General features: G+C 62.4%; 12 protein-coding genes. 6 read left to right on the top strand and 6 right to left on the bottom strand.

The features are described from left to right. Positions 1–52: 52 nt before the first annotated feature. The gene (locus tag ACYVM5_RS13200; protein ID WP_460618579.1) at positions 53–2782 is read right to left on the bottom strand and encodes a TonB-dependent receptor; all 2730 of its coding nucleotides are present in this window, start codon (positions 2780–2782) and stop codon (positions 53–55) included. A 299-nt stretch (positions 2783–3081) separates the two neighbouring features. Here ACYVM5_RS13200 and ACYVM5_RS13195 point away from each other — a divergent pair, with 299 nt between their 5' ends. Next, positions 3082–4452 (top strand): hypothetical protein, encoded by a 1371-nt coding sequence (locus tag ACYVM5_RS13195; RefSeq protein ID WP_460618578.1) that lies wholly within the window; start codon positions 3082–3084, stop codon positions 4450–4452. A gap of 3 nt (positions 4453–4455) precedes the next feature. Here the strand turns inward: ACYVM5_RS13195 and ACYVM5_RS13190 are convergent, their stop codons facing one another. Further along, on the bottom strand, positions 4456–4812 hold the full coding sequence (locus ACYVM5_RS13190) for an MGMT family protein (protein ID WP_460618577.1): 357 nt from the start codon (positions 4810–4812) through the stop codon (positions 4456–4458). 199 nt (positions 4813–5011) lie between these two features. Between ACYVM5_RS13190 and ACYVM5_RS13185 the strand changes: the two genes are divergently transcribed. From ACYVM5_RS13185 to ACYVM5_RS13175, 3 genes are all read left to right on the top strand, one after another. Next, on the top strand, positions 5012–6220 hold the full coding sequence (locus ACYVM5_RS13185) for an efflux RND transporter periplasmic adaptor subunit (RefSeq protein ID WP_460618576.1): 1209 nt from the start codon (positions 5012–5014) through the stop codon (positions 6218–6220). Between the two features lie 157 nt (positions 6221–6377). Continuing rightward, a complete protein-coding gene (locus ACYVM5_RS13180) occupies positions 6378–9482 on the top strand; it encodes an efflux RND transporter permease subunit (protein ID WP_460618575.1) in 3105 nt (1034 codons plus the stop codon). A gap of 183 nt (positions 9483–9665) precedes the next feature. Further along, on the top strand, positions 9666–11045 hold the full coding sequence (locus ACYVM5_RS13175) for a TolC family protein (RefSeq protein WP_460618574.1): 1380 nt from the start codon (positions 9666–9668) through the stop codon (positions 11043–11045). 217 nt (positions 11046–11262) lie between these two features. Here the strand turns inward: ACYVM5_RS13175 and ACYVM5_RS13170 are convergent, their stop codons facing one another. After that, positions 11263–12159 carry a T9SS type A sorting domain-containing protein gene (locus ACYVM5_RS13170; protein WP_460618573.1) on the bottom strand — a complete coding sequence of 299 codons (897 nt, stop codon included), beginning with the start codon at positions 12157–12159 and terminating at the stop codon, positions 11263–11265. A gap of 196 nt (positions 12160–12355) precedes the next feature. Continuing rightward, positions 12356–15664, bottom strand: a complete 3309-nt coding sequence (locus ACYVM5_RS13165) for a pectinesterase family protein (protein WP_460618572.1) — start codon at positions 15662–15664, stop codon at positions 12356–12358. A 299-nt stretch (positions 15665–15963) separates the two neighbouring features. Here ACYVM5_RS13165 and ACYVM5_RS13160 point away from each other — a divergent pair, with 299 nt between their 5' ends. Together ACYVM5_RS13160 and ACYVM5_RS13155 are read left to right on the top strand one after the other, a co-directional pair. Next, a complete protein-coding gene (locus ACYVM5_RS13160; protein WP_460618571.1) occupies positions 15964–16443 on the top strand; it encodes a cupin domain-containing protein in 480 nt (159 codons plus the stop codon). Between the two features lie 148 nt (positions 16444–16591). Then, entirely contained in the window at positions 16592–18367 is a 1776-nt protein-coding gene (locus ACYVM5_RS13155) for a T9SS type A sorting domain-containing protein (RefSeq protein ID WP_460618570.1), read from the top strand. Between the two features lie 57 nt (positions 18368–18424). On the opposite strand, the gene ACYVM5_RS13150 is transcribed toward ACYVM5_RS13155, so the two are convergent. Both ACYVM5_RS13150 and ACYVM5_RS13145 read right to left on the bottom strand, forming a co-directional pair. Beyond that, positions 18425–23674 (bottom strand): IPT/TIG domain-containing protein, encoded by a 5250-nt coding sequence (locus tag ACYVM5_RS13150; protein WP_460618569.1) that lies wholly within the window; start codon positions 23672–23674, stop codon positions 18425–18427. A gap of 156 nt (positions 23675–23830) precedes the next feature. Continuing rightward, positions 23831–25093, bottom strand: coding sequence for a zinc dependent phospholipase C family protein (locus ACYVM5_RS13145; protein ID WP_460618568.1), 1263 nt, complete (start codon positions 25091–25093; stop codon positions 23831–23833). Positions 25094–25146 lie beyond the last annotated feature (53 nt).

Genomic DNA, 25146 nt, shown 5'->3' with positions numbered 1-25146 from the left:
CTGGCAGGATGCGCGTTTTTTGTTGGCGAGGAACAGTGATTCCTTGTGAGAATTACAGCGTGGCCGAGAGGCCCACGGTGAAGGTCCGGCCGCGGTTGAAGAAGCCCTGCAGCAGCGACGGGTTGGTGGCCGACGTGCTGGCGGGTACGTCCGTGATATAGAACTCATTGAGCACGTTGAGCACGGAGCCTTTGAGACCCAGGCGAACTTTGTCACCGAACAGGCGCTTAGGCAGGTCGTAGCCAAGATGTATGTCGAGGTTGCGCGAGGTAGGCACGCGGTAGGTATCGGTGCGGCTGGCTTCGTTGATGAGAGTAACCGGGTCGAAACCAGCGTAATACTTGGTAAAGAGCAGGAACGAGGGCCGGATGTAGAAGTTGTTCACCGGCTCGTAGCGCAGGCCAATCTGGAACTGATTCTGGGCGGCATCGCCCACGTGCACGCCTTTGAGGTAGATGGGGGTATCGGGGGTGCCAATTATCTGGTTGTTGTCGTCGGTCTGGTTCAATACGCCGTTGCCGGCCCAGCGCCAGTCGCCGAGGCTGATAGCAGCGTTGAGCTGCAGGCGGCGGCTGATTTCCTGGGCCACGCTCATCTCAATGCCCATGTGGCGGGCATCCACGTTGCGCACGTTATTGTAGATGCTACCACCAGCCGGGTTGGCGCTGATGGAGTTGCTGCTTTTGTTGGCCCAGTAGGTATAGTAGGCATTCAGGCTCACTTTCAGGCTGGGGTAGCTGATGCCGTAGCCCAACTCAAACGAGGTTATGCCTTCGTTGCGGATGTCGTTGAATTTCTGGCCGCTGTTGTTGAATACAAATTGATAAAACGGCACCTTGCTATTGTAGCCAATGTTGGCAAACAGGTTATCGTGCTCGGTCAGGTTGTAGTTGGCTCCGCCTTTGATGCTGTAGCCGGTGATGTTCACCCAGTCATTTTCGAGGTAGTGGCCGTCGGCGTTGGTGTAGCTCTGGCCGTTTATCACCAGGGGAGTTGCGCCGTAGGGCACATCGTAGCTCTTGCCATCCACGGTCACCTGCTTGGAGCGGAAGTAGTCGATGCGGGCGTAGCTGATGCGCGAAACCGTGCCGCTAACTACCGCGGAAAGTAGCGGGGTTTTGTATTCGAGCTGGCCGTAGCCGCCCAGCCAGCCGGTTTTGCTATCGTTGTAGAAACCGAACTTGTCGCCCACTTTCAGGCGGGTGTTAATGTCGGCGTTGCGGTTGATGGCCGAGCCGGAACCCAAGGCGTAATTGCCACCCAGCAGGTCCCGGATTTCGCGGTAGTGGATGCCGTAGTAATAACGGGCATCCACGCCGGCCGACAGCGTGAGGCTGGGTTTGAGCAGGTAGTCGAACCCGGAAACCAAGCCATACCAACGGTGAGAGTTCACGTTGTTTACCAAGTACTGCGTGGACAGACGCTGGCCGTCGGTACCCACGTTTTTGTAGTTGGTGTCATAGGCCCGCTGAAAATCGTCCTGGCCCGCGGCATCAACCGACAACGTGCTGCCGGCCGCCTGGGAGCCGCCGCCCGTACCTTTGGAAGCGTACAATACGGTGGAGACGAACAGCCGGTCGGTTACATTCCAGAAGTGGTTGAGGTTGACCTGGGGCTTGAAGAAATAGTTTACCCGCTCGTTCACTACTTCCTGGCCGTGGCTGATACGGTTGCCGCTGCCATCTAGCGTGTAGCGGTCAAGGTAGCCCCAGCCCTTGTTGTACTTGAAGCCCTTGTCGCCGCCAGGTTGGGGCGTAGCGCCCAGTTCCTGTGCTTTCTCGTTGGAATACACCCCAATGCGCTCGCCAAACGGAATGCGCTGGCCGTGGCTCTGGGGCGAGCCCATGCCCGTGAGCGAAAAAGTGTGCTTGCCCACGCGCTTGCTCACGGTGCCGAAGAAGGTCCAGGCATCGTCAAACGTCTTGTCGACCCAGCCGTCTTGGGTGCGGCGTGCGCCGTAGGCCGTCACGGCCCAGTCGCCCTTGAGCTGGCCGCTGCTGAGCATGAGTGAGTACTTCTGGTAGTTGTTCGAGCCGGTTTCGGCGCGGGCCACTACCGAGCGTTTGTCATCGAAGCCCTTCGTAAGCACGTTAATGGTGCCACCTACCGAAGGGACGGTAATTTTGGAAGCGGAGAGGCCGCGCTGCACCTGCAGGGACTTTGTCACGTCGCCCAGGTCCCAGTTTGACCAGTACACCTGGCCGTTCTCCATGTCGTTTACGGGCACGCCGTTGATGAGTACGGCCACGTTGCGCTGGTCGAAGCCGCGCACGTTGATGCGCGAGTCGCCGGTGCCGCCGCCCGCGCCCTGGGTGGCATACACGCCGGGCGTCTCGTTGAGAATCATCGGCAGGTCGCGGTTGGAGAGGGTTTCGCGCAGTTTCACCTCGTTCACGGCCGCGAAGGCCACGGGCGTTTCGCGCTCCTGGGCCTGGCTGGCCACCACCTGCACCTCGTCGAGGCTGGCGTTGTCGGAGGCCAGGGTAAAGGAGGCCACCACGCTTTGGGTCGATATTTTGACCGTTTGGGTGGTCGGCTTGTAGCCGATGAAGCTGGCCTGCACTGTGTAGGTGCCGGCGGGCAGGTTGCTTACTTTGTAGCTGCCGTCGGCATCGGCCCCGGCGCCGGTGCTTTTGCCGTTGCCGGTAACTTGCACGGTAGCTCCGGGCAGGGTTTCGCCGGTCACCTTATCGAGCACGCGCCCACGAATGGAAAACGTGGTTTGGGCTAGCGCGGGCAGGGTAAACAGAATGACTAAAAAAGCAGTAACGAAGTGCTTCATACTTATTTAAATACTCCCCGGCACATTCCGGGACAACAAATATACAGATTAGCCGGGGTCGACAGTAGTGTACCGCCTGTAAAGGTTTGGTGAAGAAAAAAAAGGACGTCCCTGACCCGAATCCGGCCGGGGCCGTCACCGCTCCGCAGAGTCATTACTTCGGATTACTCACCGGGAGCCCTAGGTTTGCATTCTACTGCTTCCTTCGCGTTATCCTTCCTTTCCATATGTCCTTTTCACTTTCATTCCATGGCCGGCCTCGGCCTATTTGGTTTTGCCAAGGGCTGTGCCTGCTGCTATTGGCCCTTTGCAATCGACCGGCGCTGGCCCAGGTTTATTACCTCGACCTCAGCAAGCAGACGCTGGCTCTGCCTGAGCGCGCCGTGTATGTGGAGCAGGTACTGGACGGCCGGCCCGGCAAGCCCGCCATTGGCACGGTGTATCGGGGCCTGCAAACCCAGCCGCAAGCCGTGGTTTTCCAAAAAGGAATAGAGCCGGAGCTAACCGTATATCTCCAGCGCCAGCTTCCCCGCCGGCCCGGCGACCACGATGCCGTGCTGTGCGTGCGGCAACTGGTGGTGAATGAAGTCATGCGTGCCTTCTCTGAAACGGCCACGGCTGATTTATCGGCCGACGTGTACACCCACCTGCCCGATGGCTACCATTTTGTGCGCACTGTGGCCAGCCATATTGATGAGCGGGCGCTTGAAACCACGGCCCGCCACGCACCCCACGTTGCGCTGCTGCTACAAAAGTGTCTGGCACAGCTAGCCGATGCCGACTGGGCGCAGGCCGCGCAACGCCCGGCCCGCACCTTGGCGCAGCTGCCCACCGAGCAGCCGACGGCCGCCACCAAGCCCGCTATTTTGCGAACGGCTACGCCAAAGGCCGGCCCCTACAACACCTTCGAGCAATTTTTGGCCAACCAGCCCGAGGCCATTCCGCTGGCTTTCGATACGGTGCGCGCCCACACGGCCGGCTGGGAAGGCACCGTACTGATTCGGCCCAGTGTGCGCAACCTCAACGGGGGCCACACCGCATTGCCCAAAGTTTGGGGATTTTCGGATGGGCAGCAGCTCTACGTGCGCTACCACAACCACTACCGACCGTTGCACCGGCAAGGCAGCTTTTTCACCTTTGTGGGTCCGGCCCCGCGGGATATGGCGGCGGCCAGCCAGCGCGCCTTGGGCTACAACGTGCCGCGCGCCAACGGTATGGGCATGCGCACGCCGGCCACCGGCGGCGCTTTGACATCAAATGGCACCGAAGACACCAGCGGCCTGCCCATGGTTTTTGCGCTTGATATGCACTCGGGTGAGCCCATCCCCTACCCGCTGCCCGGCCAGGCTCAGCGAGCCGACACAGCGTTTATGTACGTGTACCGGCCTTTGGGCGGCAGCCCGGAAGCATTGCGCATTTTTATGAATGACCGCGAGGTAGGCCAGTTGCGGCCCGGCCAGTACCTGGAGCTTTATTCGCCCCACTTTGTGCACGCTGTGCGCCTGAGCGCGGGCACGGCCGGCGGCCCGGCCTTTTATTTTGTACCCAATACGGCCACCGCTAACTATCTCAAGCTGGTATCGTCGGGCACGGCGCTTACCCCCTGGCAGGCTATGCCCACGCGCCAGGGCGAAGCCGAAGTAGATGCGCTGGAAAAGTCGCGACGGTAGGCGCTACGCCAGCTCCACAGCCGGGTCCCAGAGCAGCTTATCGAAATCGACCACCCGGTCTTCCACCACGCGCACGCCTTCGGCTTCCAGGGCTTCCTGCATGGCGGTGGGCGTGGCGAAGTGCATGCGTCCGGTGAGGTGGCCCAGGCGGTTGACCACGCGGTGGGCGGGCACGTACTGGTCGGCGGTGTGGGCGGCCATCATGGCATAGCCCACGGTGCGGGCCCCGTGGCGCGCGCCGAGGTAGTGGGCAATGGTGCCGTAGGTGCTCACGCGGCCGGCCGGAATGAGGCGCACCACTTCGTGCACGTCCTGGAAAAAATTGCGCGGCTCGGGCACGGCGGGGGCGGTTGGCTTCATCGGGACGAAGATAGTTTCGGTCAGGGTGATGCTGGGCTACGTCTATTTATAGGGCAGCAAAGCAACCTTTTGGCCGAAATTTGCACTATGTCCTTTCGGGGCGGCCGGGGCACACCCGCTAAGTGAACGCCTAACGGGTTGATTTCAGGTCATTGACCGTCCCCGAACATCTACCCATCGCCGCACGTTCTTGCTTACTATGCCATTGGAAACCAACACCGCTGCCCCGCCCAAAACCTGGGATACCACTACCACCACGCCCCCGCAGGCCCCGGCTCCTGAGCCCGCCCCCCGCCCCGCCCCCTCGGGCAAGCGCGGCTGGTTGGGCTGGTTGATAGCAGCCCTCATTATCGGCGGCATGGCCTGGGCCAAAATGAAGTATTTCCCCAGCCCCACGGCCGGCGAAAAGGGCGGCGGCAAAGGCGGTGCGGCCGGAGCCAAAGGCGGCAAGGGTGGAGCGGGCGGCCCCGGGGCCAAAGTACCGGTGCAGGTGTATGTGGTAGCCGCCACGCGCCTCTCCGACCAGGTGGCCGCCACCGGCTCCATCATCGCCGACGAGTCGGTAACCATCCAGAGCGAGATTTCGGGCAAGATTACCAGCCTCAATATTCAGGAAGGCAAGCCGGTACGCAAGGGCCAGCTGCTGTTCACCATCAATGCGGCAGACGTGCAGGCCCAGCTGCAAAAGCAGGAATACAACATCAAGCTTTACCAGGACCAGGAGAAGCGCCAGCGCACCCTCCTAGCCAAGGAGTACATTAGCCGGCAGGAATATGAGCAGTCGCAAAACGCCCTGCTTACGGCCCAGGCCGACCTCGCCGCCCTGCGTGTGACGCTGCAAAAAGCTTACGTGCGGGCACCATTCGATGGTATTCTGGGGCTGCGCAATACCTCGGTGGGGGCATATGTGTCGCCGGGCACGGCCATCACCACGCTCTCGCGGGTACAGCCGGTGAAGGTCGACTTCAACGTACCAAGCCGCTTCGCCCAATCGGTGCGGGTGGGCGACCCGGTGCTGGTAACGGACGAGGCCACAACCCAGAAAATCGAAGCCAAAGTGTATGCCATCAACCCGCAGATTGACCCGGTATCGCGCACGCTGCCGGTGCGGGCCATCTATGCCAACAAAAACATGGAGCTGCGCCCCGGCGGCTTCGTAAAAGTGAACCTGGAGCTGGGCGAAACCGCTGAGGCTCTGCAAATTCCGACCGAGGCCGTGGTGCCGGTGGCCAGCGGCTACACCGTGTTCACGGTGAAGAACGGCAAGGCCGCCATCCAGCCCGTGAATATCGGCGTGCGCTCGGACAAGGTTATTCAGATTACCAAGGGCCTGGCCGTGGGCGATACCATTATCCGCACCGGTATTCTGTCGGTGAAAGCCGGTGACCGGGTGAGTGTTCAGAAGTAAGGATTTATTAGTGGCCGCCTGTCATCCTGAGCGCAGCGAAGGACCTTATCACCGCTGAACGATTTGCAGTAATCAAACTAAGCAAATGCGATAAGGTCCTTCGCTGCGCTCAGGATGACAAGCGAAAAAACACTTTCTAAACAGTCCAGATTAAAAAATGAGCCTTTCCTCCGTCAGTATCAACCGGCCGGTGCTTGCCATCGTGATGAGCCTGCTCATTGTGATTTTCGGTGCCATCGGCTTCCGCTCGCTCGCCATCCGCGAGTACCCGAGCGTCGACCCGCCCATCATTACGGTGCAGACCAGCTACACCGGGGCCTCGGCCGATGTGATTCAAAGCCAGATAACCGAGCCGCTGGAAGAAGGCATCAACGGCATCGCGGGCATTCGGAACCTGTCGAGCACCAGCCGCGACGGGGCATCTACCATTACGGTCGAGTTTGACCTTGGCGTGGACCTGGAGGCCGCCGCCAACGACGTGCGCGACAAGGTATCGAGCGCCCAGGGCCGCCTGCCGCGCGACGTGGACCCGCCCACCGTGAGCAAGGCCAACGCCGACTCCTCCCCTATCATCCTCAGCTACCTGAGCAGTTCCTCGCGCACCCTGCTGGAGCTGACCGACTACGCCAACAACGTGCTCAAGGAGCGCCTGCAGACTATTCCCGGCGTGAGCGAAATCCGAGTCTGGGGCGAACGCAAATACTCGATGCGCCTCTGGCTCGACCCCGTGAAAATGGCTGCCCTCGGCATCTCGCCCGTGGACGTGCAGCAGGCCCTGGCCCGCGAAAACGTGGAGCTCCCCAGCGGCGCGGTGCAGGGCCAGAGCACACAGCTCTCGCTCCGCACCATGGGCCGCCTGGCCTCGGTGGAGGACTTTAACAACCTGATTATCCGCAACGACCCTACCTCGCTGGTGCGCCTGACGGATGTGGGCTACGCCGAGCTGTACCCTGAAAATGACCAGACCATCCTGCGCCGCAACGGCATTCCGATGGTGGCCGTGATGGCCATTCCGCAGCCCGGCGTGAACCAGATTGCCATCACCGACGAGTTTAACAAGCGGATGAAGCAATACCAGAACGACTTGCCTAAAGACCTGAAGGTCAGCACTGGTTTTGACAACTCCGTATTCATTCGGGCCTCGATTGCGGAGGTGGAGGACACCATTATTGAGGCCTTCGTGCTGGTGGTCGTCGTGATTTTCCTGTTTTTGCGCGACTGGCGCTCCACCATCATCCCGGTGGTGGCCATCCCGGTTTCGCTGATTGGCATTTTCTTCGTGATGGACGTGATGGGATTCACCATCAACGTGCTGACTTTGCTGGCCATCGTGCTGGCCATCAGCCTGGTGGTCGATGATGCCATTGTGGTGCTGGAAAATATTTACAGCCGAATTGAGGAGGGAGAAACCCCGCTCGAAGCGGCTAAAAACGGCTCGGAAGAAATTCTGATGGCCGTAATTTCCACCACCATTGTGCTGGCGGCGGTGTTTCTGCCGGTGGTGTTTCTGTCGGGCATCACGGGCAAGCTGTTCCGCGAGTTCGGCATCGTGCTGGCCGGTTCGGTGCTGATTTCGGCCTTCGTGTCGCTCACGCTCACGCCCATGATGTGCTCGAAGCTGCTGAAGCGCGAAGGCGGTCACAACTGGCTGTACCGCAAGACCGAGCCCTTCTTCCAGAGCCTCACCAACGGCTACCGCAACGCCCTCATCGCCTTCCTCGACCGTCGCTGGCTGGCTTGGGGCCTGGTGGCGCTCACGGGCGTGGGTATTTGGTTTTTCATGAAAACCCTGCCCACCGAGCTGGCCCCGGTGGAAGACCGCAACCGTCTCAGCATCAACGCCACGGCTCCGGAAGGAGCGTCGTTCGAGTATATGGACGACTACATCAACCAGTTGACCAAGGTGCTGCAGGACAGCTCGCGGGAGGACGCCGACAACATCCTGACCGTGACCTCGCCCGGCGGCGGCAGCAGCGGCGGCGCGGCCAACTCGGCCATTGCCCGCGTGCTGCTAAAGGACCCTACCGACAGGCCGCACTCGCAGCAGCAGCTAGCCGATATCCTCACGGCCAGCGTGAAGAAATACACCGGCGCCCGCGTATCGGTGGCTCAGGACCAGAGCATTAGCTCCGGCGGGGGCGGCAAAGGCGGCGGCCTGCCGGTGCAGTTCGTGGTGCAAACCCAGGATTTTGAGAAGCTCACCGCCGCTGTACCGAAATTTCTGGAAGCCGCCCTAGCTGATAAAACCTTCAGCTTCGTGGACGTGAACCTGAAGTTCAACAAGCCCGAGCTGCGCGTGGTGATTGACCGCGAGAAGGCCCAAAGCCTGGGCGTGAGCGTGCAGGACATCAGCCAGACCCTGCAGGCGGGTCTCAGCGGGCAACGCTACGGCTACTTTATCCGCAACGGCAAGCAGTATCAGATTATCGGCCAGGTGGCCCGCGAAGACCGCAACCAGCCCCTCGACGTGCGCACCCTGAACGTGAAAAACCGCAGCGGCAAGCTCGTGCAGCTCGACAACGTGATTCGGCTCGAAGAAAAGAGCACGCCGCCCCAGCTCTACCGCTTCAACCGCTACAACGCGGCCACGTTCTCGGCCTCGCTCGCCAAGGGCAAGACGCTGGGCGAAGGCATCGCCGCTATGCAGGCCATTGCCGATAAGCAGCTGGACGACTCGTTCTCCACCTCGCTTTCGGGCCAGTCGCGCGACTTTGCCGAAAGCTCGTCGTCGGTGCTGTTCGCCTTCGGGCTGGCGCTGGTGCTCATTTACCTGATTCTGGCCGCGCAGTTCGAGAGCTTCCGCGACCCCGGCATCATCATGGTGACGGTGCCGCTGGCCCTTTCGGGCGCATTGTTCAGCCTGTGGTATTTCAACCAAACCATGAACCTGTTCTCGCAAATTGGCATCATCATGCTGGTGGGCTTGGTGACGAAAAATGGTATTCTCATCGTAGAATTCGCCAACCAAAGTGTGGAGAAAGGCGCCGATTACATGACTGGTCTGATTGAAGGCTCAGCCGCTCGTTTCCGGCCCATTCTCATGACCAGCCTGTGCGCCGTGCTTGGCATTCTGCCCATTGCGATGGCGCAGGGGGCGGGCGCACTGGGCCGCCGGGCCATGGGCATTGGCGTGGTGGGCGGGCTGCTGTTTGCCACGGGCCTCACGCTGTTTGTGGTGCCGGTGATGTACTCGTATTTCGCCACGGCTAAGAAACATAAGCCGAAAGTGGCCGAAGCTGAGCCGGCAGCGGTAACAGCTTAACTCCCCTCCTTACCAAGGAGGGGATGTTTCAGCGCAGCTGAAACGGGGGTGGTTGTGGGCGTTGAACGGTGTTACGTGCTTCGTTCAGTCAACTTCAAACGCCAACAACCACCCCAGCTGCCGCTTCGCGCCAGCGTCCCCTCCTTGGTAAGGAGGGGAGTTTGATGTTCTGATTTTCCTTTCATGAAATTCCCCCAGCTTCTTTTCCTTTCCCTCCTCCCCTTCGCCGCTGTGGCGCAACAGGTGCCCAAGGCCCGGCCCAACCAGCTGGCGCGACCGGCTTCGGTGGCCACAGCCCCGGCGCTGTCGCTGCAGCAGGCCATTGCCGAGGCCTTGCAGCACAACTACGGCATCCTGCTTTCGCGGCAGGATGTGCAGATTGCGGAGAACAACGTGACCCGGGGCAACGCTGGCCAGCTGCCCAGCCTCACCGGCAACCTGACCCGGACGTTCAACAACAACAACATTAACCAGCGCTTTGGCGAGGCCGACCCGCGCATTGTGAACGGGGCCAGCTCCAACGCCTTCAACACGAACGTGACGCTGGGCTGGACGATTTTTGACGGCCTGGGCATGTTCATAGCCTACGACCGACTGAAAACCCTGCGCCAGCAGCAGCAGCAAATCACCCGCGCCACGGTGGAGGAAACCGTGGAAACCGTGACCAACGCCTACTACGACGTGGTGCGCCAGGCCGGCAAAATCACCTCGCTCGAAGAAGCCCTGAAAATCGGCCAGGCTCGCATCGACCTCACTCAGGCGCAGGTGGATGTGGGCGTGAGCGCCAAGGTAGAGGTGCTGACCGCCCGCGTGGACTACAACGCCGACCGCAGCCTGTTTCTGCAGCAGCAGCAGGCACTGACGGCGGCCAAAATCACCCTCAACAATCTGTTGGGCCGCACACCGCGCCAGGATTTCGAGCCCAGCGACAGCCTGACCGTGACCCGCGACCTGCGCGAGGACGTGATTACGGCCGGCATTAAGGCCAATAATCCGCGCCTGGCGCAGGCCAAGCTGGGCGTTGATGTGGCCACGTATGACCGCCGCCTCATTCGGGCCTCGCGCTTCCCGCAAATTGGGCTGGTATCGGGCTACGGCCTCACCCGCAATATCAATAACGCGGCGTTTGCCGGCACGGTGCTTACCACCAGCACCAACTCCGTGCAGGGCCTGAACTACGGCGTAACGGCCTCGGTGCCCATCTTCAACGGCTTCAACATCCGCCGGCAGGAACAGAATGCCCGCGTGGTAGAAGAGCAGAGCAAGCTCAGCCTGGCCCAAACCGACCTGCAGCTCGACGCTGATGCGGCCACGGCCTTCGCTCAATACCAGAACTTTATCCAGCTACTCGACCTCGAAGAAACCAACATCCAACTGGCCCGCCAGAACGTGGACATTGCCCTGGAGCGCTACCGCCTGGGCCTGCTCACGCCCCTGGCCCTGCGCGAAGCCCAACGCAACCAGCTCGATGCCGAAACCCGCCTGCTGGACATCCGCTATTCGGCCAAGCAGGCCGAAATTGCGCTGCAGCGGCTGAGCGGCGGGCTGGTGCAGGCCCAGTAGCTGTCATTGCGAGTGAAGCCGAGCAGAACGCGGCAAACGAAGGTCAGTGGAACGAATCTGGCCTCTTGTCTCATAAGCAACCAGCCCTGAGATATGACAACGACTTCGTTGATACCAGAAAGCCCCAATACTTCACAGTATTGGGGCTTTCTGGTAAAAGCAAGTGCTTGGTTTTGACAGGACGGATTGCTTCGGCTACGCCTCGCAATAATAGGCGTTACTCCTTCACAAAGCGCTTGGTTTGGGTGCCGCCTTTGGTGGTGATTTTGTAGAAATACGTGCCAGCCGGTACATCATGCAAATCGAGCTGCTGGGTTTGCGGGCCTTTTTCCTGGCTGGCTTCCGATACCAGCGTGCGCAGCTTGTTGCCATCCTTGTCGAGCAGGTCGATGGTGACGGGGCCGGTTTTCTTCACCTCGTAATCGAGCTGGCTGGTGGGGGCGGCCGGGTTCGGGTAGAAGTTGGTGTTGCCCACGCCAGGCTCCATTTTGTTGGCAGCGGGGGCATTGGGGTCCATTAGCAGGAACATGGCAGGCTTGAAGAAGCGACGCAAACCGCTCCGCTCGTGCTGGCGGCCCTGCATGGCGGCCAGTTTCTGCTGCTGTTCGGGTGTGGCATTTTTCGCCACGATGGCCTTGATATCGGTGGCCCATTTTTCCTTTTGCGGGGCTACTTCCTGGGTGAGCTGCGCGATGGGCGCGTCGTATTTTCGGGCCATCTGGGCCACGTTCAGCATGATGCCCCGAGCCTGGAAGCGCAGGTCGTGGGCCTGCTTCTGCTGGGCTTCGCTGAGCGCGGGGCGAGTGGCGGGAGCAGCGGTGCCCTCGGGCGCCACGCTGTGGCGCAGGGCCTGGCCCTGCTCCTTCAGGGCTTTGAGCTGGATGCGGTAGGCGGCCAGTTGGGTGCGGTCGGCGGCGGTGAGCTGGGGCTCCAGCTTCTGGCGCTGCTGCTGCAGCACGGGCAGCACGTTGGCCTGGAAGTAGGCGCGGACTTCACGGCGAATGGGCCGGTCTCCGGGCTGGCGGTGCCGGCCGCCGCGCGCCACACCCGCTACCGTAGCCGACAGAACAACCAGCAGCAGCAAAGCCAGAATTTTAGGTACGTTCGATTTCATAATGATTCAGGAAGGAATGATTAACAGGTTTTACTCTCAATAGACCAAATGGTCGTGGTGGGGTTTAAGCCTGCCTCTATCTTTCTTACCGGCAGTACGAAAAGTCTGTTTTGCACATTCCTACACCGGGCAACAAGCAAAAAGAGCCGGCCCATTCGGGCCGGCTCTCTTCTGGTTTCGAGGCAGGTATTCTAATCTACTCAACCACCACCTTGCGCGTGATGGGCGTGCCTGCCACGTCGAGGCGCAGGTTGTAGATGCCGGGGGCCAGGCTGTGCACGTCAACCTCGGTTTCTACGGCGCGGCCGGCGGTGGCGGGCATATTGCGCGTGAGCACCTGTTGTCCAACATTATTGAACAGGCGCAGCGTGATGGGCAGCTGGGCGGCCGCGCCACTCAGCTGCGGCAGTTGCAGGTAGAAGCGGCCAGCGGCCGGGTTTGGGTACAGCTGCACCTGGGCCGCCAGGGCCTGGGCGGGCGTGGTGGCCAGCACAGCCTGCGCCGCGCCTTTAAAGCGCACGTTTTTCAGGAAAGCGTAGCGCGGGGTGCCGGTGCTGCCGCAGGCGAAGTACAGACGCACGGTCAGGGTCTGGCCGCTGCCCAGGGTTACGCCGCCGTTGCGCAGGGCCACGCGGTAGAGGTCGGTGTTGGCTGCCGTGCGGTTCAGCAGCGGGAACGAGTTAGTAAAATTGCCGCTGGCGCTGAGCACGAGCGCGCCGTTGGGGCCGGTGCCACCCACGATTTCCGTCGAGTCGGCGGGCGTGGTGAAGCCGTTTAGCGAGTACACCACGGCCATTTTGGTATTGGAACTGGTGTTATAGAACGCCGAGTTGAACAGCAGCGAATCGACCCGCGCCGACGAGCCGGTGGCCATGGTCAGGGTGAACTGCTCGTAGTACATGCGGTTCAAGGTGCCGCCTACCGTGGTCCAGGTCCCGTCGCCGTTGGCCGAAGGCCCGAAGGCCTGACCGTAGAGGTTGGAATAAGCAGGGATGGAAGCCATAGTGGTGCCGTTGGACAGGTACAAACGTTTGAGCGTGGGCGTGGTGGGTACCACGCGGCTGCTGCGGGCCTGGGTGCTGTCGGCGTTGTTCACACGTAGGGGCCAGTGCTCCAGCACCGTCGACACGATGGGGGCGGCTACTACATCGCCCTTCACGCGGAAGTTTTTCAGGAAGGCATAGCGCGGGGTGCCGGTGCTGCCGCAGGCGAAGTACAGGCGGATGGTCAGCGTCTGGCCGCCGGCCACCGATACGCCGCCGCTGGGGTTGGTGGTACTGGGGCCGTTCAGGGCCACGCGGTACAGGTTGGTGTTGGCGGCCGTCTCGTTCAGCAGCGGGAACGAGCGGTTGAAGGTGCCGCTGGCGGTGAGGGCCAGCGCCCCGCCGGGACCGGTTGCACCCGAAATCTCGGTGGAGTCGGCGGGCGTGGTGAAGCCGTTCAGCGAGTACACGATGCCCATTTTGGTGTTGGAACTGGTGTTGTAAAAGCCCGAGTTAAAAATCAACGAATCGACGCGCACCGTGGAAGCACCAGCGGGCACGTTCACCGTGAACTGCTCGTAGTACATGCGGTTGAGCGTGCCGCCTACCAAGGTCCAGGTCCCGTCGCCATTAACCGAAGGCCCAAAGGCCTGACCGTACAGGTTGGAGTAGGCCGGAATAGTGGCCATGGTAGTGCCGTTGGACAAATACAGGCGCTTGAGCGTGGGCGTGGTGGCGGCCAGGCGGGCGTTGCGGGCCTGGGTGCTATCCGAAGCATTCACGCGCAAAGGCCAGTACTGCAAGATGTTCGACGTAACCGTGGGCGCTACAATGGCCGTGCCGTTCAGTGTCAGGCGCACGGTGGTGGCGTTGGTGCTGGTGAGGGTGAGCGTGCCGGGATAGGTGCCGGCCGTGGTGGCGTTCAGGCGCACGTAGACCGGGGTGCTGGCTACCGCGCCGGTGGCGGGGTTCAGGCTCACGCTGCTGGCATAGGTACCGCCCGAAGTCAGCGAAACCTGGTAGTTGGCCGATGCCGTGACCACGATGGGCGCAGTCAAATCGGAGCCCGAAACGGCCACGCTCTGGGCGGGCGAGCCGGTGCCCAGCTGCTGGGTAAAATTGCCCAGCGTGCCTGTGGCCACGATGGTGGGGGCGCTGGTGATGGTCACGGTGTCCGACGAAATCTGGTTCGGGGTGACGCTGCCGCGCACGAAGTACTTATACAGGCTGCCGGAAGCCGGAATGGCATCGGAATACGAGTAGTTGAAAACCGTGTCGCTGGGCTCGGTCTGGGTGCTCACCACGGCAAATGCGCCGAGGACAGCGGGGGGCGTAGCTGTGGCGCGGTACACGCTCAGTACGTCGCCGCTGATGGGCCAGCTCGTATTCCAGGTGAAGGCCGACGTGGTCGCGCCTTTCACGCCCCGAAAGTTGTTGACGATGACCGATTTCACAAACGGCGTGGCGCAGTCAATCAGCGTGCAGGGGTCCCAGGTGCCCAGGATGTTGGCTTTGGTGTAGGTGGCAGCTTCGGCGGCGGTGAGCTGCGAGGAAGGCTGCACGGGCGTGAGGCCCTGGCCCGAGAGCACGCGGCTGCTCACGTTGATGGCCTTGCCGTTGAAGTGCGTGTTCTGGTACTCCACAAAATACGAGTCGCGGATGGTGGCCGTGCCGGCCGAGCTGGTGGGCGACCAACCCTCGTCCAGAATGATGGGCGTGGACAGGTTGCAGTTCAGGAACGCCGCTTTGGGGTTGGCCTGCCAGGGGCGGCCCAGGTCGTAGCGGGTGCCGCCGGCCACCGAGTGCCCGGTCACGTTGCAGTTCTTGAACACGAGGCCAAACGCCTGGCCGGCCGGCGTGTTGGGCACGGCAATGTAGGAGGTGCTGGTAGTGGTTTTGTTCTTCGCGTAGATGTTGCAGTTCTCGAACAAGGCAATGGCGCTGCCGAAAATGAAGTCGGTATTGCCCTCGATGTAGCAGTTCACGAAATACTGACGCGGCGTGCCATTGCCCTTGAGGTACATGGTGTCTTGGTTGCCCAGGAAGCGGCAGTTGCGGAAGGCCGCCCGGTCGTTGTTCACCAGAATAGCCACGGCCTGCCCGCCCGAGGAGGCTTCGCCAAACGAGTTTTCGAAGGTGATGTTGAGGGCCGAGAAATCGGTGGCGCTGATGGTAACCGAGGCCGAGTTCTGGGTGCCCAGCGCCACGCCATTCACGAGCGTGCCGGCCGAGTTGTTGTAGGTGAGGATGGTGTTGCCCACGCTCTCGCCCACCAGCTGGATGAAGGGCTTGGTGGCCGGCACCACAATCAACTCCTTGTACTTGCCATTCTTAATGAAAATGGTGAACGGCGCGGTGCGGCCGGTGGGAGCCGCGTCGATGGCGGCCTGCACGGTGGTGTAGTTGCCGGTGCCGTCTTTGGCCACCGTCAGGTCGTAGGCGTACAGCCGGGGGCACAGGGCCAACAGCAGCAGCACGAGAGCACCGGTAAACGCGGTGCGCAGGGTAAGTAATCGATTCATGAATGAAGGGTTGGTGTTGGGCAGGAATTCCGTGAATTAGCGGTAAGAAAGGTAGGCTCCAACCTGCCCGTACTGTACCGAATCAGGCGATTAAATCCTCGCAATCGATGCCGGGAACGTTCCCAGCGCGTCAGTTGGGGCAGCACACCAGCACCAAAGTCGCCCCCTTCGGCAGTGGGGCACTTCGTGCGAAAGCAGACCATTGGGGGCCGTTGTTCAACCCCTTCTGCCGGGTGTAGAAGCGTCGGCTACAGTAGTATCCCTCCTACTCTGCGCAACCGCTGTTTACTTTCGCCACCATGACTACCGCCCACGACCTCATTCAGCAGCTGCACCTGCAGCCCCACCCCGAAGGCGGCTACTACCGCGAAACCTACCGGGCCCGCCTCCACACCACGGCCGCGAGCGGGGCGCAGCGCAGCGCAAGCACCGCCATTTATTACCTGTTGGAAAACGAAAATAAGTCGCACTTCCATCGCATTCAGTCGGATGAGCTGTGGTTTTTTCATCAGGGCCAACCTCTGGAAGTGTTGCTGCTGGAAAACAACCAGCTTACCGTCCTCACGCTGGGCCACGACGTAGGGCGGGGCGAAATGCCCCAGGCCGTGGTGCCGGCCCATACGTGGTTTGGCGCCCGGGTGCAGGGCGGCGTTGGCTTTTCGCTGGTGAGCTGCACAGTAGCGCCGGGCTTCGATTTTGCGGATTTCGAGCTGGCCGACCGCGCCCAACTAACCCACGAGTTTCCAGCGCAGGCCGCAGTTATCGAACAATTCACTTAGCGCCATGCTCACGGCTCCTGCGGGGCTGGCGCATCCGGCGGCGGGCGTGGGGCCGAGGGATGCATTGGACTTTGTGCTTGCATAGCTGAAGGGCCAGCCTAATTGCGTCAGTACCTTTAGGGCCTCCTTTTCACCTTCCCTACCGGCTATGATTTCTGTGGTACTTCCGGGCGTTTCCCGCCGGGGCCTGCTGCTGCGTTCACTTCTGCTACTCTTTGTCGTACTGCTGGCTTGCTCCGGTGCCCGGGCTCAGTCGCCCACCTGGCAGTCGGCCATTGCCGTGACAGAGTCGGCCAGCGGCTCCAATTCGTCCAGAGTAGCAGCTACGGCCACCGACGTCAGCGGCAATGTGTACCTGGCCGGCACCTTTTCGGGCACGGTGTATTTTGGCGCTTTCATGCTGACCACTGCGCGGGGCGAAAGCGTGTTTGTGGCCAAATGGAGCCCTACCACCGGCAATTTTGTGTGGGCCGAACCAGCGCCGGCTTACGCCAATAGTGTGAACGGAATAGCCGTGAGCGGCAGCAGCGTGTACGTGTGCGGCACATTTTACGGGCCGGCTACTTTCGGAAACACCACGCTCATCAGTTCCACCCCGAATACCAGCGAAGTCGATATTTTTCTGGCCAAGCTCACCGACGCGGGCAGCTCCGCCAGCTTTACTTGGGCGAAGCAAGTCGGCGGCCTGGATAGCGACTATGCGTCGGGCCTGGCCGCCAGCGGCAGCAGCGTGTACCTCACTGGCTATTTCCAGAGCCCAACAGTGGCCTTCGGGGCCACCACCCTTACCAAAGCCAGCCCCCAGAATTTTTCCGCCGATGGCTTCCTGACCAAGCTCACCGACACGGGCAGCACCAGCAGCTTTGCCTGGACCCAGCACCTGAGCGGCACCGCCAGCGACAACTGCCGCGCCGTGGCCGTGAGCGGCCCCAACGTGTACCTGACCGGCAGCTTCAATAGCCCCACGCTGAGCCTCGGCAACCTGAGCTTGCCCAAGGTGGGTAGCAGCTACAGCGTGTACGTGGCCAAGCTTACCGATACGGGCGCGACACCGGACTTTGCCTGGGCGCGAAACCTTGGCGAGGGCACGGGTGAATACGTTAGCGCACTGGCCGTCAGCGCATCTGGTATTTACGTGGCCGGAGGCTTCGATGCTGCGACGTTGCGCATTGGGGGCGCCACCCTTGCCAACGCCGGCCCGGCCGCGACGCTTGATGTGTACCTGACTAAGCTCACCGACGCGGGCAGCACCGGCACCGTGGCCTGGGCACAGCGGCTGGGCGGCGCCGAAAACGACTATGCCACCGCCCTGGCCGTGAGCGGCGCGCAGCTGTACCTGACGGGGTATTTCAACAGTGCAGATGCTGATTTTGGCCCCCTTTCGCTCAACAACTACGGCGGCGGCAACGGCTACCCCGACATCTTTGCCACCCGTGTCACCGACCTCGGCGGCAGCGCTCGGTTCGATTGGGCACAGCAGGCCGGCGGGCGTCTCACCGACCAAGCCTATGCAGTTACGCTCAGCGGCACCACGCTCTACATTGCCGGTGCGGTGTACACTCCGGCCAGCTTTGGCACCATCCCCTTTGTGTACCCGGCCACCAGCTACGTGCCATTTCTGGCGGCGCTCGACGATGCGGCCGTGCTGGCCACTGCAGCCGCTGCGCCGCTGGCGGGCCTGAGCCTGGCTCCCAACCCGGCCCATACCGCCACCACCGTGCACATCCCGCCGGTGTTAGGTGCCACCGAGGCCATACTCACGCTTTCCGACGGCCTCGGCCGGCAAGTCCGCACCCAACGTCTGCTGATTTCCGCCACCGGTGCCCGCGCCGAGCTACCGCTAACCGGTCTGGTTCCCGGCCTTTATCACCTGCAAATCCGGGCCGGAACGCAGCGTACCAGCCGCCCGCTCACGGTAGACTAAGACAACAAAAAGGCCGCCCCTGGTAGGGGCGGCCTTTTTGTTGTTAGTGAATGTGATTTATTCCACCACCACCTTGCGCACCAGCAGGGTGCTGTCCACGGTCAGGCGCAGGGTATAAACGCCGGCCGCCAGGGCGTGCACATCAAACTCCGCGTCGATGGCCTGGCCGGCGGGTGCGCTCAGCGAGCGGCTCAGCACGGTTTGGCCGAGGGCGTTGGTGAGCGTGGCCGCTACTACGGCCTTGCTGCCCAGCACCGGCAGCTGCACCCGGAACGAGGACGAAGCCGGGTTCGGGAATAGCTGAACCTGGGCCGCCAGCGCCTGGGCCGACGTGGTAGCCAGCACACCGGCAGGCCGGAACTCCACGGCAAAGCGCCCGGTGGTGGCAGTGCCGGCTACGGTGAAGGCGTAGGTAGTGCCCGGCGTCAGCACCGTGCGGGTGTTGCTGAGGGCATCGAGCAAGGTCACGGTCCCGGTGAAATTGGCCACCTCGGCGGCACTGAAGCTGTAGCTGCCAGCCTGCGGTACGCCCACCGTGAGCGGCACCACCACGGCCGCACTGCCCAACAGTGGCAGTCCGTTGATGGCTGTAGAATTCGCGCCAACCACCGAAGACAGGTTCAGGCCGGTGGGATTAGCCAGCTTCACGGCATCAAAATCGGCATCGAGGCCCGCTGTGGCCCCAGCCTGGAAGTACACGTAAGCATCGTCGAGGCCGGTGGTGCCGCGCAGCTGCAGCTGTAGCTGAGGGCGGGTATCGGCGAGGCCGCGCCCGAAGGCCGGCTGCGCCCCGAAGGTGAGGACGCGGTTGGTGTTGGTGAGGTTCACGGCGCCAGCCGTGCCAGCAGTGGTCACGCGGGTGAAGTAGCCCGAGGCCGCGTCAATCAACGGCGAGGTGCCCATGCCATTGGTGTAGGTGCGGTAGCTGCCGCCGTACTGGCCGCTGCTTTGGAAGACGTACATGGCGGCATCCATGCCGGGGCGCTGGGCAACGGTCACCGTGCTCCAGTCCAGCGGGGCCGGGTACGGGTTGCCGAGGAACTGCCAGCCGGCATCCGCATCGGGGCCGCGGCTGAGCACACCGGAGCTCTGCACGCCATTATTCAACGTGCCCACAAAATCGACGAGGGCGGTGTTGGGCGCGTTCACGGTGTAGCCGCGGTTTACCGTCATGGCATCATTGGCGGAGGGTGAGAACCAGCCTTTATCGAAGGCGCTGGCATTCGATGTCACCGTGGCAATGCGGCTCTGGTCGTAGCCAAACACCGTGGGGAAAGGCCGGACGGCTCCCGGCGTGGGGCTGCTGTTATAAGCCGTGTTGAAGGTGGGCGTGAAGCCTGCCGTGGCCAGGTCGCTGAGCGTGGTGTTGCTCACCGGAGCCGAATAGTGGCGGTAGCCCACGGGGTTGGCATTGTCGATGTAGCGCTGCACGGTAGCTGTGCCATTCACCACGCCGCCGGTGTTATCGACCACCGCCGTGCCCGCGGCCGATGACAGCAGCGTGAACGGCAGGCCGCCGGTGTTGAGGTTGCCGCGCTGCAGGGTCACCTGCTGGGCCACAGCCACGCCCTGGCTCAGGGTCACGCCAGCGGGGTTATCCACGCCCAGGCCGAAGATTTGGGCGGGCAGGCCCGGGCCGGTTACCTGAGCCGCGGCCGGATTATTATAAGCATAGCCCGCCGCGGGGCTGAACGTGCGCAGGCCCGTAACCTGCACCGCGCCCACCGCGCCCGTAGTGTAGATACCGGCCGGGTCGCAGATGCCCAGCAACGCGCCGGCCTGCACCTCAAAGCTACCGGGGCCGCTGATGGTCTGGCAGTTCTGCGACAGCACGCCGCCCGCCTGAATCACCAGCGCCCCGCTCACGACCAGCGGGCCTACCACCAGTGCCCGGCCCGTGCCGGTCACGGTCACGTTGCGGTAGCTGCCCGCGATGGGCTGCGTGGTGCTCACCGTGAGGTCGGTCGGGGTGGCAGAGGTGCCCAGGCCGCCCAGGTTGATGACATAGGGGTTGTTGGTCTGGCTGTTGTTCGGAATGGTGAGCGTGCCAATATTGGCCCCCGTGGCCGTGGGCGTAAAGGTGAGGCTGAACGTAGCCGTGCCATTTGCGGCCACGGCCACGGGCTGGGTGCCGCTCAGGGCGAAGGGGCCCGTCAGCACGAAGGTGCCGAGGGTCAGATTATCAGTAGCGCTGGCATTGGCAATGCTGAACGTGACCGGGGCCGATGTGCTGCCCACCGCCGTACTGGCAAAGCCGCTGTAGCTGCCGCCGTTGGCGATGCCCGTGCCGCCCTGGCTCACCGCAATCTGCGGATTGGCCACCACCGGCACGCCCGTACCCGTGAGCGTGAGCTGGAAGCTGGCGTTGCCATTCGTGGCATCGCTGGTAATGCTGATGGTGCCCGACTGCGGCCCGGTGCCCACCGTGTACGTTACGGTGAGGGTGGTGGTGCCGCCGTTGGCTGCCAGCGTGGCTGGGGTGGTGAAGGGCTGGAAGTTGAACACCGTCGCATTGGTGGCACTGATGCCGCTGATGGTGAGCGGGTCGGGGCCAGAGTTGGTCAGCGTGAAGGTGGCCGTTTGGGTAGTGCCGGTGGGCTGATTGCCGAAGCCGTAGCTCGGGCTGCCGTTGTTGGCCACGGGCGAGCCACCCTGCGTCACGACCAGTGCCGGCGCGGCGGCCGACGTGCTGAAGCCTACCGTAGCCGCGCTGGACGTAGCGCCGCCCGCGCAGTTGCTCACGATGCTCACCGTGTAGCCCGTGCCCGGCGTCAGCCCGGTGAAGCTCACCGAAGTAGCCGTGCCAGCCAGCGTCTGGGTAGTAGAAACCGGCACCGTGGTCACGGTATAACCCGTGGCCGTGCCGCTGCCCGTGAAGCTGACCGTAGCGCCCGTGCTGCTGATGCCGCTGGTGCCCAGGGCCGTGGGCGCATTGCAGGGCGCTACCGGATTGGCAGTCAGCGAGAAGTCATCCACGGCCAGGCCGTCATCGTTGCCGCTGATGTCCGAATCAACCCAATGGATGTAGAACGTGGCCCCGGGCGCGATGCTCAGGCCGGAGATGGTAGCGGCCAGGGCCGCCTGGTTGGTGGTCTGGTTGCCGTCGCGAGTGCCGGCGGTGCCGGTGGTGTTGGGCGTGGTGAAATCCAGCGCCGGGAAGGCCGTGTAAGTAGCCGTGGCAAACGTGCCGCCGCCCGTGCTATAGCCAAAAGCCAGATTATCAGTCCGACCGCCGGTCGCACCGAGTCGCCACAGCTCGCCGGTGTAGGCAATGCGCAGCGACGTGATGGTGGTGCCGGTGTTGTTGGTGTACGCCGCGCCCAGAGTGCTCTGCAGGCTGCCGGTAGCCAGCGAGCCAAATGCCCGCTCGGTGCCGCCGGTAGCGCCGTAGCTGTAGGTGTCGCCGGTGGTGGAGCTGCCGGTGTTGGCCGTGTACTGAGCATCGGCGTTGGTGTCATTCTCTACGAAAGCCCAGCCGCCGGGCAGCACGTTGCTGCTGCTGGTACTGGCCAGGGAGTTGAAATCTTCGGCATAAGGCGTATTCACCGCCGTGATGCTGGTGGGCACCACTGGCAGCGCCGTGCCGGTCACGGTGAGGGTGCGGGTGCCGCTGGTGCCGCCCGGCACAGTCACTGATACGGGGAACGTAGCATTGGCACTCGAAAAAGGGGCCGCAATATCAGCCGTCAGGCTGGTGCTGCTCACGAAGGTGGTAGCCACGCTGCCGCCGTTAAAATTCACCGTGGCCCCGCTCACGAAATTGGTGCCCGTGAACGTAACCGTGGTGGTTTGTCCGGCCGGAATGCTGGTGGGGTTGATGCCGGTGAGCGTGGGCGCGGGTGGGTTAACGGTGAAAGTGGCTGGGGCCGTGGTGCCGCCGCCGGGGGCGGGGTTGGTCACGGTCACGTTGTAAGCGCCCGCCGTGGCCTGGTCGGCGGCCGTGAGTTGAATGGTCAGCTGCGTGCCCGACACGACGGTAGTGGCACGGGCAGTCCCGTTGAAATTCACCACCGAGGTACTAATGAAGTTCGTGCCGTTCACGGTTAGCGTCTGGCTGGCGGCCCCAGCCGTGGCCGAGTTGGGCGACAAGCTGCTGATAGTCGGCACCGGATTGCTGGTGACCGGGCTCACGGTGAAAGTGGTAGCCGCCGTGGTACCGCCGCCCGGCGTGGGGTTCGCCACGGTAACATCATAGGAGCCAGCCGTGGCCAGGTCGGCCGTCGTGAGCTGAATAGTGAGCTGCGTGCCCGACACATACGTGGTGGTGCGGGCCGTGCCGTTGAAATTCACCACCGATGCGCTGATGAAATTCGTGCCGTTCACGGTCAGCGTTTGGGCAGGGTCGCCGGCCGTAGCCGAGCTGGGCGACAGGCTGGTAATGGTGGGCACCGGGTTGTTGGTCGCGGCCGGATTCACCGTGAAGGTGGCCGGGGTCGTGGTGCCACCGCCGGGCGTGGGGTTGGTCACGGTCACGTTATAAGACCCCGCCGTGGCTTGGTCGGCGGCCGTGAGCTGAATGGTGAGCTGCGTGCCCGACACATACGTGGTGGTGCGGGCCGTGCCGTTGAAATTCACCACCGAAGTGCTGATGAAATTTGTGCCGTTCACGGTCAGCGTCTGGGCGGCCGCGCCGGCCGTCACCGAGCTGGGCGAGATGGTGCCGATGGTGGGCACCGGGGTCGGGCACAGAGATGCCGGGCTGGAGAGGTTGCGTGGGTTCGGGGCGCCGGTAGCGAAATCAGTATTGTTAGCGTTGTTATCGGTGCAGCCGCCAGCTCCCCGAATGTCGGCGGTGGTGTTGCTGGGTGCGGGCGCAACGGCCCCCTCAAAACAGTTCGCGGTTGAGCCGTAGCCAATCAAATCAAGAATAGCCGCCGATGTGGGGCAGGCGCCCGACAAAGCGGTGGTATTATTCACCAGGGCTACTTTGCCCGCCGTGGCGCTCATGGCAATGGAGCCGGTGGCATTGGCAGTCACGGGCAGCGGAGCCAGACCGGCGCTGGTAGACTCCGCCACCAGGTAGTAGCCCCCGGCCGGAATGCTGACTGCTGTCAGCGCCGTTGGGGTCCAGGTAGTGCCGGCAGCCGATGCGTACTGCACCGAATACCCGGTGAGCAGCACGGGCGCGCTGGAGTTGTTGTGCAACTCAATGTAATCCGTAGTATAGGTGCCGGAGGCGCTGCCCCCGCCGCCATATACCTGGCTGATGACCACCTGCGCGCGCCCGGCCAGGGGCAGCAGCACCAATAACGCCAGCAGCCACGTCCAGCGCAGCAATGGCATTTCCCTCGAGTAGCGTTTCAACATAGAAAAGGACTGGTAAGTGAGCGGATGAAATTAGGTGAGCGAAAGCAATAAAAGCAGGCCGAACAGGCTTAAAAAAAGAAAGGTATGTAAAAAAGCCAGCCTTACAAGCACTGGCTTTTTTACATACCCCTATTCGCGGCAATGCGCTTTTTTCTCTTAGTGTAGCGTGCGAAGCTGCTCCAGCGCGGTCTGGGTTTCCTGCTGCTTGCTGCCCTCTTTTTCCTCCTGCGAGGCCGGGGTTTTGGGCTGGGTGCCGTAGAAGGCGAGGATGTTTTGGCGGGCCACGGGGCTGAGGTTTTCGAACTTCTTGCCGGCCAGCTTGCGCAGCCATTCGCCGTAGGTTTCGTCGGCCAGGCCGTACTCACCGGCGCGGGTGGGGTGGCCGGTATCGAAGTCGGCGTTGGCCAGGGTGAGGGGCGCGGCGGTGGTATCGGCGGGCTGGCGGGCCACGTTGGCGCAGTAGCTGGCCATCACCTTGCGGAAGCTGGCCCGGAAAATCTGCTCAGCTTCCGGCGTGGGTAGCTTGAAGGCAAAGGGCTTCAGCGGCCCAATCTTGGGCAGCACCCGAATGAAATACGATATGATGCGGGCCCCAAAACCCGGCCTATGGTATTCCTTTCCATACTCCTGCTCAAACTTCTTGGGCTGGTTGCGTTTCATATAGTCGCGCCGCCGGGCCCCGGGGCTTAGCTTCATGATGTCCTTGCGCTTGTAGTGCCAGGCGGCCCGCGCCGCTGTGGGAATGAGCTGGCTCACGGCAAAGCGGTAGCTGGCAATGCTCAGGTCCACGTTCACAATTACCTGGCCCAGCTCTAGGCCGTAGGTTTTCAGGAAGGCCCGCTCCAGTGGCGCTTTGCTCACCTTAAAGCCGATTTTCTGGTGGTAGTCCTGGCTGTGGTACTTGCCGCTGGCCAGCTGCACCACATCAAAGGAAAACTCCAGCTGCCCGTGCTGCTTGCGTCCCTGCTCGTAGGTCACCACGTCGCCATATTTTGCTTTCAGGTCGGGATACACCAGGGGCACGGCGCGGTTGGTGCCCTCGGCATGGCCGTTGAGGTCGGCCGAATAATGGGCCAGCGCGCCCAGGGCGAAGGCGTAATCGTTCAGGTCGCGGGACTCGTCGATGAGGTTGCGGATGAAGTCGCCGGAGCGCACGTAGTGCGTCAGGTTCGTGAACAGCACCGAGCCGAAGGGATAGTAGCCCATGTCCTGGATAATGGCCCCGCCGTAGGCATACGCCTTGGCATCAACCAGTTGCTCGGGCGTCGAGCCGGGGTAGCGCTTCAGAATGGCCGGTACCAGGCAGCGCTCCCAAGTCGAGTCGATGTTGGCCTGGTGGGTGAGCACGGCGTAGCCGGCCGCCGGACGGCTGGTCAGGGCCAGCAGCACAACCAGCACGAATGAATAAAAGCGAAGCATGGGGGAAATAACGGTAAGCACAACGTTGGGTGCTTGCAACGGCAAACGGGCCG

The sequence above is a fragment of the Hymenobacter ruber genome (genome assembly GCF_054783255.1).
Note: the sequence above shows the minus strand (reverse complement) of the source record. Positions and strands in the feature narration are given on the sequence as shown.

Bases quoted from the DNA above. Each gene is read 5' to 3' on its own strand.
- ACYVM5_RS13200 (WP_460618579.1), bottom strand. From the start codon at position 2,782: ATGAAGCACTTCGTTACTGCTTTTTTAGTCATTCTGTTTACCCTGCCC.
- ACYVM5_RS13185 (WP_460618576.1), top strand. From the start codon at position 5,012: ATGCCATTGGAAACCAACACCGCTGCCCCGCCCAAAACCTGGGATACC.
- ACYVM5_RS13190 (WP_460618577.1), bottom strand. From the start codon at position 4,812: ATGAAGCCAACCGCCCCCGCCGTGCCCGAGCCGCGCAATTTTTTCCAG.
- ACYVM5_RS13145 (WP_460618568.1), bottom strand. From the start codon at position 25,093: ATGCTTCGCTTTTATTCATTCGTGCTGGTTGTGCTGCTGGCCCTGACC.
- ACYVM5_RS13165 (WP_460618572.1), bottom strand. From the start codon at position 15,664: ATGAATCGATTACTTACCCTGCGCACCGCGTTTACCGGTGCTCTCGTG.
- ACYVM5_RS13155 (WP_460618570.1), top strand. From the start codon at position 16,592: ATGATTTCTGTGGTACTTCCGGGCGTTTCCCGCCGGGGCCTGCTGCTG.
- ACYVM5_RS13150 (WP_460618569.1), bottom strand. From the start codon at position 23,674: ATGTTGAAACGCTACTCGAGGGAAATGCCATTGCTGCGCTGGACGTGG.
- ACYVM5_RS13175 (WP_460618574.1), top strand. From the start codon at position 9,666: ATGAAATTCCCCCAGCTTCTTTTCCTTTCCCTCCTCCCCTTCGCCGCT.
- ACYVM5_RS13170 (WP_460618573.1), bottom strand. From the start codon at position 12,159: ATGAAATCGAACGTACCTAAAATTCTGGCTTTGCTGCTGCTGGTTGTT.
- ACYVM5_RS13180 (WP_460618575.1), top strand. From the start codon at position 6,378: ATGAGCCTTTCCTCCGTCAGTATCAACCGGCCGGTGCTTGCCATCGTG.
- ACYVM5_RS13160 (WP_460618571.1), top strand. From the start codon at position 15,964: ATGACTACCGCCCACGACCTCATTCAGCAGCTGCACCTGCAGCCCCAC.